This is a genomic window from Shewanella sp. M-Br, assembly GCF_036245925.1.
In the GTDB taxonomy this organism is placed as follows: domain Bacteria; phylum Pseudomonadota; class Gammaproteobacteria; order Enterobacterales; family Shewanellaceae; genus Shewanella; species Shewanella oncorhynchi.
Window position 1 is genome coordinate 118,650 of sequence record NZ_BJBV01000010.1, and the last position, 12,758, is coordinate 131,407.

Below are 12,758 nucleotides of genomic sequence, written 5' to 3' on the forward strand. Positions count from 1 at the left end.
CACCATGGCGGATATCGCCATTATCTTTCATTGGCCGCTATCCGAGATGGCGGCAATGGACATCGATGAGCTTCTAGGCTGGCACGATAAAGCGCTGGATAGATGGGAAAGAATTAACAAGGTTCCACATGACTAAAAAATTAGAGATGCGCGTGTTATTGGCGACAGTGGATAAAATCACGGGGCCATTAAAAAAAATGCGCCAAGCCAGTGGCATAACCGCCACTCAATTAAAAGAGACGCAAGACAGAGTTAAGTCTCTTAATAAGCAGTCAGCTCAAATCGATGGTTATCGCAAGGTGAGCCGCAGCCTAGGTATTACCTCCAATGATTTGGCCAAGGCACAAAAGGAAGTGAAACGCCTAGCGATTGAGATGCAAAGCAGTCAGGCACCGGCTAAAGCGCTGGTTAAAGAGTACGAGCAAGCTAGGGCGGCAACGGTCAGGCTGAATACTCAGCATAAAAACTTAACCATTAGCCAGCACCGGCAGCGTGAAGCGCTTCGCTCTGCGGGGATTGATACCCGCAATCTTTCGCAGCATCAACGCACGTTGACTGCTGACCTTTCTCAGGCTAACAAACAACTCGACCAACAAAAGCGCCGCCTACAACAGGTTTCGGCCCAACAGAAACAGCTATCCGCAGCACAAGCCACTTACCACAAAACCAAAGCACTGCAGGGCAATATGGCAGGTGCGGGCGCAACAGCTGCAGCCTCAGGTGCGGCTGCGCTCTATGCTGGCTCGCAGGTGTTACAACCAGGTCTAGATTTTACCGCCGCACAATCCAAGGTCCAGGCATTAACTCGGCTGGATAAGAACGACCCGCAACTTATCGCACTGCGCAAACAAGCGCGTGAACTTGGTGCCTCAACCAGCTTTACCGCGAACGATGTATCACAGGGGCAGTCATTCTTAGCTATGGCGGGCTTTGATGCTAAGTCAATTAAACAAGCCATGCCTGGCATGCTCGACTTAGCCAAGGCCAACGATACCGATCTCGCGGTGACGTCCGATATTGCCTCAAACATATTGTCTGGCTTTGGTCTGGCTGCAGATCAAATGAATCGTCTTGGCGATGTGCTCACAGCAACCACAACTCGCGCCAACGTTGACTTAACCATGTTGGGTGAAACGATGAAATACGTTGCACCTGCCGCGCGTGATTTAGGTGTGAGTGTAGAGGAAGCCGCCGCTATGTCGGGGTTACTCGGCAACATTGGTATTCAAGCGAGCCAAGGCGGCACGGTAATGCGCGCCATGCTTAACCGCTTGGCAGGGCAAACTGGGCCTGCTGCCGACGCAATAGAATACTTAGGACTAAAAACCAAAGACAGTGCTGGCAATCTGCGCGCAATTCCCGACATCTTAGCGGATGTGGTCAAGGCCACTAAGACGATGGGTAACGCTGACCGTGCCGCAATACTTAAAACCATCTTTGGTGAAGAAGCTGGCACTGGCGTCAGCGAGCTAATTAAACAGCAGGGCGATGGTGCCATTACCTCATTTACCAATGTACTGCGTAAATCTGCTGGCGAGAACGCTAGGGTAGCTAAGACCATGGCTGATAATGCCAAGGGCGATATCGATACACTCAAATCGGCGTGGGAAGATGTCGGTATCGAAATATTCGAAGGTAACAACGGAGGCATTCGCAGTTTTATCCAGCAAATCACCGGAGTCGTTAACGGCATTGGTAATTGGATGAGGGTGAATCCTGAGTTAACCGGTACGCTTTTTAAAGCGGCTGCAGCTATGGCTATTGTCGCTGCCGTCGGCGGTTCGATCACCATCATGCTAGCGGGCATCCTAGGCCCAATGGCCATGCTTAAATACAGTACATCGATACTTGGCATTAAGTCATTGCCGCTGATGGGGAGCGCGCTCACTAAGCTGGGTGGTGCATTTAAGTGGGTAATTGGTGGATTGAGGGCGCTATCTTTGGCGCTTGTGTCGACGCCAATTGGTTGGGTGATCTTAGGTATTACTGCGTTAGTCGCTGCTGGGTATTTGCTGGTTACTCACTGGGACACGGTTAAGGCGTGGATGGTTGGATTCTGGCAGACAATCACCTCATTGGTCGATAGCGGCATTATTGCTGTTACTAACCTATTTAATAGCTTACCTGAGCCCATTAAAGCCGTGCTTTCTGGTATATGGGAAACCATGAAAACCGTTTTTTCATGGTCGCCACTCGGGCTGATTGTGAACAATTTTAGCGAAGTCATTACGTTCTTCACTGGATTGCCCGCTAAGTTTAGCAGCCTGGGCGAGATGACAATGGACGGCCTAGTTAAAGGGATCACCGGCAAGCTGACCGAAGTAAAAGAAACCATCACCAATGCTGCCAGCAATGCGATTGGTTGGTTTAAAGATGTACTCGGTATTGCTTCCCCCAGCAAAGTGTTTGCGGTAATGGGTGACCAAACGATGGACGGCTTAACCGTTGGCTTGAATCGAAGCCAGCAAGCGCCACTAAATGAAGTCAGCAAGCTCGGTAAGCAAATGGCAGGCACTGCCTTTGTGTTGGGCATCTCAGCACTTCCTGCCGCCGCAATGCCAAATTTGCAGGCAATCCCAGACCAAACCCGCACCATCAGAGATGAATACCAAGGCGCTGATTATTCGGTACCGGATGCAATCCGTTTGGTAAAAGAGGGCGAACTGCCAGCCAGAAAAGCGAAGAGTGACGACTTAACGCATAACGGCAGCGACTTAGTGCTTAACAGCAATGGCTTAACGCATAACGCATTGCCAGATAGATTAAGCGCCGGCAGTGCCTTTGCGCAGCGCCAAGCGCCACAGCCTCAAACCGTTCACATCGATGCGGGGATCCATGCGCCCATTACCATCCACGCTACCGCCAATATGGATGCGCAGGATGTTGCGCGCCTAGTCGCGATTGAACTAGAAAAGCGTGACCGTGCTCAGCAAGCACGTTTACGCAGCAGCCTTAAGGACCTGAACTAACATGAGTCAAACATTATGATGACACTCGGTTTTTTTGTATTTAGTAGGCTAACTGTGCCATACCAAACATCGCAGCATGACATGGTATGGCGTCACCCAACCAATAGCCGCGTAGGTGCGCGGCCATCAGCGCAGTTCTTAGGGGTTGGTGATGAAACGCTAACGCTATCTGGTGTGCTAATGCCCGAAATAACGGGCGGAGAGCTAAGCCTTGATGCGCTGCGTAAAATGGCAGACACAGGTAAAGCCTATCCGCTTATCGAAGGGCGCGGCACTGTGACAGGCTTTTTTGTGATCGAGAAAATCAGCAAAGGCCGCAGCGAGTTTTTTAGTGACGGCGCCGCGAGGAAGATTGAATTTACGATTGAGCTGAAACGGGTGGATGAAAAGAACACTAGCCTCATCGCTAACGAGAATCTGATCGGCATGGGCATCAGCAAATTGGTGAGGGGGATTTTGTGAACCTACTTGAGCAGTTTAACCCGTTTGCATCGAGCGACCAGCCCACGCCAGACTATCAAATATTGGTCAATGGCAACGACATCAGCCCCAAAGTGAAAACGCGGCTTATGTCGCTGCGCCTAACGGATAACCGTGGCTTTGAGGCCGATAGCATTGAAGTGCAACTTGATGACGCCGACGGTGAGCTGGCGATGCCCCCCAAGGGCGCAACCATGCAAGTACGTATAGGTTGGAAGGGTAGCGCACTGGTTGATAAAGGCACTTACACCATTGACGAACTTGAGCACAGCGGGCCGCCAGATTGCTTAACCATTCGCGGCAAATCCGCCGATATGCGCGGCACCTTACAGCAAAGCCGCGAGCAAAGCTTTCACCAGCAAAGCGTGAGCAGCATTATCGATGTCATCGCAGCTCGGCATCAGCTCAAGGCTAAAATTAGCGACAACTTGAAAATGGAGTTTATCGATCACATAGACCAAGCCAACGAGTCCGATGCCAATTTCCTAAGCCGCCTAGCCGAACAGTTTGATGCCATAGCGACGGTAAAAAATGGCAACCTGTTATTTTTACAAGCGGGTTTAGCCCATAACGCCAGCGGCATCGCGCTCGACCGTGTAGACATTACCCGTCAGTCCGGCGACAGCCATCACTTTGGCGTAGCCGATCGCGATGCTTACTCAGGCGTTATGGCCTACTGGCAAAACGATAAAGCCGCCAAGCGACAAACTGTTAAAGCAAAAAAGCCTTGGCAAAAAAGTAAACCCAAAGCTGAACTTGAGCAGCCTCTAGACCAAAATGGTGCACCAATAGCTGTGGGTGAAAAGGAGATCATGGTTGGCAGTAATGACAACGTCAAAACCCTGCGGCATACCTATGCCAACAAGCAGAACGCCGAGCGCGCAGCGCGTGCCATGTGGGATAAACTGCAACGCGGCGTAGCTACATTCACCATCACCTTAGCCATGGGGCGACCGGAGCTATTCCCTGAGCTGCCGGTTAGCGTCAGTGGTTTTAAACCGCAAATAGATAACAGTGACTGGCTACTTACCCGCGTTGAGCACAACATTACTGACACGGGTTACACCACAGGGATAGAGCTAGAAGTTAAAAACAGCGAAGTGGCCGAGGTGACCGGCGGCGAAGATGAGGCAGATTCACCGTTAAATGTATCGAGCACAGACGCCAATAACTATGCTGGCCACAGCGGAAAGTAAAAATTTTGCAACAACACACAATACGTTGTGTATATAACCCTATAGCCACCCTTTAGAATGGTTGTACGCAGTGACAATAAGGAGTTAACCATGACCTCGCATAAACCATATAAAACCAACACCCATAAAGAGGCTGTGTAATGGGGTGCGGTGCAGGCATGACCTGCCCACACTGTGACAGCCGCGCACTACAGCGCCGAACTCGCGCTATCACGCCGCTTACCCGTGAGAAAACCTACCGCTGCAATAACGACGAGTGTGGTCACATATTCGTTAGTATTGAAGAAATCCAGCGCACCGTAGTACCGCCACGCATTCGCCGTGAAGGGATAAACCTGCAAATGAGCAGAATATCCAAGCCACAAGTAGAGCCAAGTCGCACAGAAGCTAGCCCCGCTCAGTGATAATCAGCAGAAAAACCAAAACAAAAAGCCCACATCAAAGTGGGCTTTTGGCTATTCTTTAAACTTATCATGCAGTTTATGTGGGAACAGCTGTGTATAAACTTGCCATAAAATATTCAGGTTTCTATGCCCTGTAACCTGAGCGACTTCCTCAATTGCATATCCCTTTTCAAACAGTCTACTAGCCCCTTCGCGGCGGAGATCATGGTAACGCAAATCAGTAATACCTAGTTCATTACGAACACGCTGAAAGCCAGCGGTCACGGATGTTGCGTTATAGGGGAAAATTAAGTCATCAGAAACAGGTTGGCGCATAACAATGTCAAACGATCCGCCAAGCAAAGGCACAATCATATGGTTGCCTTCTTTTTTTCTTGGGTCCTTTCTATCTCGGACTAAAATCGTCTTATGGTCTTTGTTTAAGTCGACCCATTTTAATTTACATACTTCGCCAATGCGCATGCAGGTCAAAATACTGAAATCAAGCATGTCGATAAACGGGATGCGATTAGCCCCGTTTGGGCGGTAACTCATGCGTTGCTCAAGCCCTTCTTTTAATCGTTCAAGCTCATTCTCTGTCGGTCTACGGGTTCGCTTTTGGCTTTTACCCACTAACCCCATTTCAATAAGAACAGGCACGGCTTCTTCAAAAACCTGAAAGTTAGCATCAATATTCCAAACAGGGGCGGCTTTTTTCATCACACTACGCAGGTAAGCAATATCGTGATAAATCGTCGCGGGGCCTGCGCCAGCCATACGCCGATTTTTACAGTGCTCAATTAAATCGCTGGTCTTTAAATTGTTACTTCTTACTTTTGAAATATCGCAGTCAATCAGCATGCGAATAACATATTGCTTGGTGCGGCCTGTTCTTGACCACAGGTCAGCATCTTCAAAAAAACGGTTAAGTAACTCGCCGATTAAAATCGCTTTATTCTTTTGCAGTACAAAATCATTTTCAATTGCATCACATCGGGTTTTGCCCCAAGTTCTAGCAACTTCCTTTTTACTGAAAGTTTTAGACTCACGATGTATAATTTCCCCACTTTCTTTAACGCGTATAGTGCAACGGTAGCTAAAATCCCCGTTTGCCTTAGCACGTTTCTCAATAGTAAATGACGCCATAGAATGAGATTAACCTTAATTCGTCCTACCCCAAAAAGGGGCCTATATGGGGCACCATATAACGAAATTGACGGCAATTACAAGCAACTAGAAGTAACTCAAGATAAACAATGAAAATTGAAAACCACCACTTAAAGCCATGTACACCAACGAAATTGCTCGATAGGACCTTTTCCATTGCGCCCATGTTGGATTGGACAGACCGGCATTATCGTTATTTTGCACGTTTGATGTCGGCTAATGCTTTGTTGTATACGGAAATGGTGACAACAGGAGCGATATTGCATGGTCGCGGTGATTACTTGGCGTATAACCAAGAAGAACATCCTTTGGCGTTGCAGTTAGGTGGCTCTAATCCCTTAGATTTGGCTCGTTGCGCTAAACTCGCTGCTGAGCGTGGCTACGATGAAGTTAACCTCAATGTGGGTTGTCCTTCCGATCGAGTGCAGAATGGTCGCTTTGGCGCGTGTTTGATGGCAGAACCTGAGTTAGTGGCTGAGTGTGTTGACGCCATGAAACAAGTCGTTGATATTCCTGTGACTGTGAAAACGCGTATCGGAATTGATGAACAAGATAGTTATGCGTTTTTAACCCAGTTTATTGATGTGGTCAGTGAAAAAGGGTGTACGGATTTTACTATCCATGCGCGTAAGGCGTGGCTTCAAGGGTTAAGCCCAAAAGAGAATCGCGAGATCCCGCCGCTCGATTATGAGCGTGTGTATCAACTTAAGCGTGATTATCCTGCACTTAATATTGGTATTAATGGCGGCGTAACAACTCTCGAGCAAGCACAAGTTCATTTAGTGCAGCTCGATGGAGTAATGATGGGGCGCGAGGCTTATCAGAATCCTTATATTCTGGCGCAGGTGGATCAAATATTGTGTGGCAGTCAAAAAGCAGTGATCAGCCGCGAGGCTGTGATTGAGGCTATGTTGCCTTATATTGAAGCGCATTTGCAGTCTGGTGGCCGGCTCAATCATATTACTCGTCATATGATAGGTTTATTTCAAGGTTTACCAGGTGCCCGTGCTTGGCGTCGTTATTTGAGTGAAAATGCCCATAAAAACGGCGCTGGGATAGAAGTGGTAAAACAGGCTTTTCAGAATATTCAGGCTGAAGTCGCTGAGTGATTTCTAATCAACTTAAAAGATGGTGAAATTTACTAATTTGAGTAGTATTTTTCACCACTTGTTATTTTTCAATCCATCCCTATATCTCATCTTGTCCACATAAAATTTTTTAAAATGATTAAAATCATGCTGTTAAAAATATTTTTATAAGTTGGCACGCAGTTTGTAATACTCCTTTCGTCAAGTTAATTAATCGAAAGGGATGCCATCATGTTTATGTTAACCATTAAAAAATCAGTACAAATGAGTGTGTTATTAGGCGCGTTAGTCGGTAGCGTTGCAGCACACGCAGAAGCCGCACCAATATCAGATGTTGTGGGAACTATTGAGCAAACATTAACTGCGCAGACACAAGAATTGTTCGTCAGTGTAAAGCGTGAATTTGTGATGTCATTGCAAACACAACTGGCTGAAAGTATGTATGACTTCAACAGTCAACTTAGCTTAAACGCTGAAAATAAAGGTGAATCGGCAGGTGCCGATGAATATAGCGCTAAGTAAAGGATCTGCTTATGTGGTTTGTAGCACCTTTGATGACATTGCTACTGTTACCTGTAATTAGTCTTGCGTTGTTTTCAGGCATTATTTGCTGGTTTCAGTGGCATAGTGTTAATGATAAATAAGTTAGCGATCAACTGAGCCGAGGTTTTAGATGAAACGATTAAAAGTGCGTATGGAGAGTCCAGAGCGATTAGTGTGTGGTGTTGCCGCTGGTATGGCATGGAAATTTGATTGGTCTTGTTTTTGGACTCGTGCGGTGTGGACTGGTGCAGTTGTATTTATGCCGGGTGTGAGTTTGTTAATTTACTTTGTTTTAGCATTGTTAGTTGACCAATGGAAAAAACCAGCCTAAGCATGCAGTGATGGCTGGTGTTGATGAGCTAATAAGTGGCTTGTTTTGATTTAAAATGATGCAGTTAAACCTATCAACAAGAGGGCACTTTGACCCTCATGCGAAAATGTATGTGCATACTGCCTTGCAGACTACTTTTTCAAAAAAGCTTGAAATCTGCTTTTGGCTTCATCACTTTTTAGCCTAGCGCTAAATTGTTCAAGTTCTTGGTGCATTTGGTGTTGTACACGATTTTTATGCGGACGCATTAATTGACGTGTGATTTGTAGTGCTTGTGGCGGTTGATTGGCCAATTTTTTTGCCTGAGATAATGCATAACTGAGTAAATCTTCATGGGCCACAATTTCGTTGATCATATTGAGTCTATGGGCCGTCTCGGCATTAAAACTTTCACCAAGTAGCAGTAACTCAGCCGCTTTTTGATAACCAATGAGTTCTGGTAAGAGTAGGCTAGCCCCCGCTTCTGGCACGAGAGCCAAGTTGACGAAGGGAAGTTGAAATTTCGCCGTGTTGTCAGCGTATACCAGATCGCAATGTAGCAGTACGGTTGTACCTATACCGACGGCGGCACCAGAAACAGCAGCCACCAGAGGTTTTTTGAGTTCGAGCAGACAAAATAAGAAACGTACTGCGGGATGATTTGGCCCTAAGTCACTATTTTTCAAAAAGTCAGCAACATCATTGCCTGAGGTGAAACAATTATCTTGGCCATGGAGCATAAAGGCACGAATGTCGTTGTCTGCTTCACCTTCGATCAGGTATTCTGTCAGTTGTTTATACATATTAAGATCAAGTGCATTGCGTTTATCAGGGCGATTAAAGCTAATAATACGCACGCCCTGATCATCCTGAACCTGTATATGACTCATGGGTTGATTCCTTTACGACGACATTGGGTAGACATGGAGTTTAAGACATTGAAACCAATATTCAAACAGCTGTTTAATTGTCTAGTTTTATCTTGTGCATCATTTTCAGCGTTGGCGAACGTAGTCATGACTGAAGGTCATATACGCGCCATGCCTGAGACAGTACCAAATACTGCCGCTTACTTTACGCTTGAAAACCACACAGATAAAGCGATTCGTCTTATCGGTGTCAGTACGACTGTGGCAAAGGATGCCCAATTACACACGATTATCGAAGACCAAGGCATGGTGAAGATGCGCCATGTTGAAGGTTTTGACATCCCCTCCCATGGCACATTAACGTTAACGCCGTCAGGGGATCACGTCATGTTGCTTGGCTTAAAAGCGCCATTGGTGTTAGAGCAACAAGTTGAACTGCAATTAGAGTTTGACGGTGGCGAGAAAATGGCAATTACCCTGCCTGTTAGTAAAGCAGCAGAAAACGCCGCAGAGCAAGAGCATCATCACCATCATTAAGGAGTCGCTTGATGCAAATTACATGGAAAAAAGTTACCGGGGTCGGTTTATTTTTAGTATTAATCGGTTATGGCGTGAGTGTATGGTGGAGTATCGAACCGGATCCGATTAGCCCTCAACAATTAACAGCATCCAATAAGAATATTGTTGGATACGCTACTACTACATCGCTAATCCTCACAGTCGAAAATTTACTCGATAAACAAGGTGGTTGGTTATCAAACGATGTGATGCCACCTTCCATCTTCATGGATAACATGCCCGCATTTGAATATGGTGCTTTGGAGCAAGCCCGTGATTTAGCCTTGATTATGCGTAAAGAGTTTAGCCGCTCACAGTCACAATCTGCGGCGGACAAAGATTTAGGCGAAGCCCAATCTAAGCTCAATATTGACCACACTAGCTGGTTAGTACCCAGTGCCGAAAGCGAATATCGCGATGCAATCAAATTGCTGAAGCTTTATCGTGCTCGCATGATGGACCCTAATAATCAAGATGCACAGTTTTATGCCCGTGCTGACAACCTTAATGAATGGTTGAAAGAAGTGCAGAAACGTCTGGGCAGTATGTCGCAGCGTTTATCTGCCAGCGTTGGCCAAGAGCGCTTAAATACAGACCTAGCTGGTGACAATTCGGCGCGTCAATCAACCCCAAATTTGACCAGCCATCAGGTAAAAACCAGTTGGTGGAAAATTGATGATGTCTTCTATGAGAGCCGTGGTGCTTCATGGGCGTTGTTGAACTTTATGCGCGCAGTTGAAGTTGACTTTGCTGACGTATTGAAGAAGAAAAATGCTGAAGTGAGCCTAAGACAGATCATTCGTGAACTGGAAGCGACTCAGCAAACTGTCTGGAGCCCTGTTGTGCTGAATGGCAGCGGTTTTGGCTTAGTCGCTAATCATTCATTGGTTATGGCTAACTATGTATCCCGTGCGAATGCCGCGGTGATTGATTTAACGAACTTGCTATCTCAAGGTTAATTATGAAAAAAACTCTCCTCGCCAGTGCGGTATTAGGATTCTGTATGGCCTCATCTGCCCAAGCGGCCACTGTGGTCGGTTTCACAATTGGTGGTGACTACTGGCGCGCCGATACTAGTGGTACTTTTGCCGATAAAGGCCAACCACAACAAACATTTGATTATAGTTCATCGGCTCAAGGTAGCTACTGGATTGCGGTTGAGCATCCATTGCCATTTGTCCCTAACATTAAAATCCGTGAAAATAGCCTAGATCAGAAAGGCAGCATGTCGGATGCTGATTTCAACTTCAATGGGCATGATTTTAAAGGCAATGTTACTGCTTATACTGATTTGAGCAACACAGATTTCGTGCTGTATTACGAAATATTGGATAACGACATAGTGTCATTGGACCTTGGTGCTGCATACAAGTTAATGAATGGTTCACTGCGCGTGCAAGATCCTGGTCACCCTGAAGAGAAAGATGTCGATAGCGGTATTGTGATGGGTTACGCCAGTACGCATGTAGGTATGCCTGGCTTAGGCTTGTACGGTTTTGCTGATTTGATGCAGGGCGTCAATGAGTCAAGCGTGCACGACTATGCAATTGGTTTAGGTTGGCAATTTGATGGTTTGGCCGTCGATACGCGTGTACGTGTAGGCTACCGTGAATTTTTATTCGATGTGAGTAATTTCTCGGGTGTGAGTGCTGATACTAAATTTAAAGGTTATTTTGCGGGTGTTGAAATCAACTTCTAATTTTGTTGATTTTAACTTCTAAGCATAAAAAAACCGCCAAATGGCGGTTTTTATATTTAATGACTGAGAGCGTTGTTACTGTGCAATCAAGCCATTATTGATGGCGATAACATCATCTTCATTCAATGTACCCGCAGCTTGCTTTAGTGCAACAACTGAGTTGATGTAGCTATAGCGCGCATCGGATAATTTACGTTTTGAGTCGTACAAGTCACGGGTACGGTTCAAAACATCAACGATAGTACGAGTACCCACTTCGAAACCCGCTTGAGTTGCTTTTAGGGCACTTTCTGATGAAATAACAGATTGCTCATAAGCTTTGATTGAGCTGATAGAAGCACCTACGTTGTTGTAGTTATTACGAACGTTTTTCACTACACCACGGTAAATTTGCTCAAGCTTTTCACTTGCTTCAACATACTGGAATTGTGCTTCATTAACTTGTGAGCTGACTTTAAAACCTTCGAAAATCGGAATGCTTAAGTTGACACCAACGCTGACATTATCAAAATCAGGTTCGTTGAGATTACCCATTTTTTGCTCAAGACCTTTGTTGTAACCGGCATTTAAGCTTAAAGACGGCATGTGGCCTGCTTGATAAAGCTTAATAGTCTCTTGGGCAATATCTTTACCAATACGTTGAGTCATTAAATCAACACTATTGGTTTCAGCAATTTTTAACCATTCGCTAGATGACGTTGGCGCTGGCGTAACGGCTGAGAAACGGTTGGTATCTAGCACATTAATCGTCTTGTGATCGATGCCTGTGATTTCACGTAAGGCTTCATAACTATTGGCGAGCGTGTTTTCGGCTAAAATTTCAGTGGCTGAGGCTAAGTCATATTGCGCTTGAGCTTCATGCACATCGGTAATCGCGGTTAAACCCACTGCGAAACGTTGTTTAGTTTGTTCAAGTTGACGTTCGATTGCGCGTTTTTCTGCACCTTGGAACTCGTAGTTGTCTTTCGCCGTTAATACATCGAAATAGGCTTTAGTGATACGAGTAATCAAGTTTTGTAATGCGGAAGCATAAGCGGAATCAGCTTGAGAAGCGGCTTTCTCAGCAAGACTTAAACCAACCCAAGCACTGTGATCATAGATGACTTGATTTAATTTCAGGCTACCTACTAGACCACTTGCATCATCCTTCGGATCATTCCAAGCTTTGTCATAACCGACGTTTGCACTAATGGTTGGCAACAGCGGAGCGCGGTTTTGTTCGATTTTCTCAAACAAACCATTACGCTGGGCTTGGGCTTGCAATACGAGCGGGTCGCTGGTCAGTGCTTGCTGATAAATTTGCAACAAATCATCTGCTTGCACCGCTGAAGCGGAAGCCGCAAGTGTTAATGCTGCGCATAAATTATGGATCTTAAATTTCATTTGCTGTCCTTATTAGACAAAATCCCCCCACGGAGGAATATTTTAACTTCGTTTAGACTAAGTAATGCCTTTACCAAGGCGGTTTGCGCTTCCCGACGCTTCCCGATACAGCT

General features: G+C 46.1%; 14 protein-coding genes. 11 read left to right on the plus strand and 3 right to left on the minus strand.

Features of this window, described 5'->3' with window-relative positions:
- The first annotated feature begins 4 nt into the window (after nt 1-4).
- The 5 genes from AAA952_RS10565 to AAA952_RS10585 all read left to right on the plus strand — a co-directional run bounded on the left by AAA952_RS10565 (nt 5) and on the right by AAA952_RS10585 (nt 5,049).
- Nucleotides 5-136: a GpE family phage tail protein gene (locus tag AAA952_RS10565; protein WP_338256829.1), complete on the plus strand. Its 132-nt coding sequence runs from the start codon at nt 5-7 to the stop codon at nt 134-136.
- On the plus strand, nt 129-2,969 hold the full coding sequence (locus AAA952_RS10570) for a phage tail tape measure protein (protein WP_338256834.1): 2,841 nt from the start codon (nt 129-131) through the stop codon (nt 2,967-2,969). Before AAA952_RS10565 ends, AAA952_RS10570 begins: the two co-directional genes overlap by 8 nt.
- A gap of 18 nt (nt 2,970-2,987) precedes the next feature.
- Nucleotides 2,988-3,431, plus strand: coding sequence for a phage tail protein (locus AAA952_RS10575; protein ID WP_445190378.1), 444 nt, complete (start codon nt 2,988-2,990; stop codon nt 3,429-3,431).
- Nucleotides 3,428-4,645, plus strand: coding sequence for a phage late control D family protein (locus AAA952_RS10580; protein ID WP_338256837.1), 1,218 nt, complete (start codon nt 3,428-3,430; stop codon nt 4,643-4,645). The genes AAA952_RS10575 and AAA952_RS10580 overlap by 4 nt, the downstream gene beginning before the upstream one ends.
- 140 nt (nt 4,646-4,785) lie before the next feature.
- Nucleotides 4,786-5,049, plus strand: coding sequence for an ogr/Delta-like zinc finger family protein (locus tag AAA952_RS10585; RefSeq protein ID WP_338256840.1), 264 nt, complete (start codon nt 4,786-4,788; stop codon nt 5,047-5,049).
- A gap of 51 nt (nt 5,050-5,100) precedes the next feature.
- Here the strand turns inward: AAA952_RS10585 and AAA952_RS10590 are convergent, their stop codons facing one another.
- Nucleotides 5,101-6,174, minus strand: coding sequence for a site-specific integrase (locus tag AAA952_RS10590; RefSeq protein ID WP_338256842.1), 1,074 nt, complete (start codon nt 6,172-6,174; stop codon nt 5,101-5,103).
- A 110-nt stretch (nt 6,175-6,284) separates the two neighbouring features.
- Here AAA952_RS10590 and dusA point away from each other — a divergent pair, with 110 nt between their 5' ends.
- From dusA to AAA952_RS10605, 3 genes are all read left to right on the plus strand, one after another.
- Entirely contained in the window at nt 6,285-7,304 is a 1,020-nt protein-coding gene (gene dusA, locus AAA952_RS10595; protein ID WP_338256845.1) for a tRNA dihydrouridine(20/20a) synthase DusA, read from the plus strand.
- A gap of 210 nt (nt 7,305-7,514) precedes the next feature.
- Entirely contained in the window at nt 7,515-7,805 is a 291-nt protein-coding gene (locus AAA952_RS10600) for a hypothetical protein (RefSeq protein WP_131524117.1), read from the plus strand.
- Between the two features lie 151 nt (nt 7,806-7,956).
- On the plus strand, nt 7,957-8,157 hold the full coding sequence (locus AAA952_RS10605) for a PspC domain-containing protein (RefSeq protein WP_131524116.1): 201 nt from the start codon (nt 7,957-7,959) through the stop codon (nt 8,155-8,157).
- A 131-nt stretch (nt 8,158-8,288) separates the two neighbouring features.
- Here the strand turns inward: AAA952_RS10605 and AAA952_RS10610 are convergent, their stop codons facing one another.
- Nucleotides 8,289-9,026 carry an enoyl-CoA hydratase gene (locus AAA952_RS10610; RefSeq protein ID WP_028761866.1) on the minus strand — a complete coding sequence of 246 codons (738 nt, stop codon included), beginning with the start codon at nt 9,024-9,026 and terminating at the stop codon, nt 8,289-8,291.
- A gap of 33 nt (nt 9,027-9,059) precedes the next feature.
- On the opposite strand from AAA952_RS10610, the gene AAA952_RS10615 reads away from it, so the two are divergent.
- The 3 genes from AAA952_RS10615 to AAA952_RS10625 are packed head-to-tail and all read left to right on the plus strand — an operon-like array spanning nt 9,060 to nt 11,262.
- A complete protein-coding gene (locus AAA952_RS10615; RefSeq protein ID WP_028761867.1) occupies nt 9,060-9,542 on the plus strand; it encodes a copper chaperone PCu(A)C in 483 nt (160 codons plus the stop codon).
- 11 nt (nt 9,543-9,553) lie between these two features.
- Nucleotides 9,554-10,522 (plus strand): DUF2333 family protein, encoded by a 969-nt coding sequence (locus tag AAA952_RS10620; protein WP_105251468.1) that lies wholly within the window; start codon nt 9,554-9,556, stop codon nt 10,520-10,522.
- Nucleotides 10,523-10,524: 2 nt separating this feature from the next.
- Nucleotides 10,525-11,262, plus strand: a complete 738-nt coding sequence (locus AAA952_RS10625; RefSeq protein ID WP_173497181.1) for a TIGR04219 family outer membrane beta-barrel protein — start codon at nt 10,525-10,527, stop codon at nt 11,260-11,262.
- A 75-nt stretch (nt 11,263-11,337) separates the two neighbouring features.
- Here AAA952_RS10625 and tolC read toward each other — a convergent pair whose 3' ends face one another.
- Entirely contained in the window at nt 11,338-12,645 is a 1,308-nt protein-coding gene (gene tolC / locus AAA952_RS10630) for an outer membrane channel protein TolC (RefSeq protein WP_105251469.1), read from the minus strand.
- Between the last annotated feature and the right edge of the window lie 113 nt (nt 12,646-12,758).

Bases quoted from the DNA above. Each gene is read 5' to 3' on its own strand.
- AAA952_RS10565 (WP_338256829.1), top strand. From the start codon at position 5: ATGGCGGATATCGCCATTATCTTTCATTGGCCGCTATCCGAGATGGCG.
- AAA952_RS10570 (WP_338256834.1), top strand. From the start codon at position 129: ATGACTAAAAAATTAGAGATGCGCGTGTTATTGGCGACAGTGGATAAA.
- AAA952_RS10575 (WP_445190378.1), top strand. From the start codon at position 2,988: ATGACACTCGGTTTTTTTGTATTTAGTAGGCTAACTGTGCCATACCAA.
- AAA952_RS10585 (WP_338256840.1), top strand. From the start codon at position 4,786: ATGGGGTGCGGTGCAGGCATGACCTGCCCACACTGTGACAGCCGCGCA.
- AAA952_RS10590 (WP_338256842.1), bottom strand. From the start codon at position 6,174: ATGGCGTCATTTACTATTGAGAAACGTGCTAAGGCAAACGGGGATTTT.
- dusA (WP_338256845.1), top strand. From the start codon at position 6,285: ATGAAAATTGAAAACCACCACTTAAAGCCATGTACACCAACGAAATTG.
- AAA952_RS10600 (WP_131524117.1), top strand. From the start codon at position 7,515: ATGTTTATGTTAACCATTAAAAAATCAGTACAAATGAGTGTGTTATTA.
- AAA952_RS10605 (WP_131524116.1), top strand. From the start codon at position 7,957: ATGAAACGATTAAAAGTGCGTATGGAGAGTCCAGAGCGATTAGTGTGT.
- AAA952_RS10610 (WP_028761866.1), bottom strand. From the start codon at position 9,026: ATGAGTCATATACAGGTTCAGGATGATCAGGGCGTGCGTATTATTAGC.
- AAA952_RS10615 (WP_028761867.1), top strand. From the start codon at position 9,060: ATGGAGTTTAAGACATTGAAACCAATATTCAAACAGCTGTTTAATTGT.
- AAA952_RS10620 (WP_105251468.1), top strand. From the start codon at position 9,554: ATGCAAATTACATGGAAAAAAGTTACCGGGGTCGGTTTATTTTTAGTA.
- AAA952_RS10625 (WP_173497181.1), top strand. From the start codon at position 10,525: ATGAAAAAAACTCTCCTCGCCAGTGCGGTATTAGGATTCTGTATGGCC.
- tolC (WP_105251469.1), bottom strand. From the start codon at position 12,645: ATGAAATTTAAGATCCATAATTTATGCGCAGCATTAACACTTGCGGCT.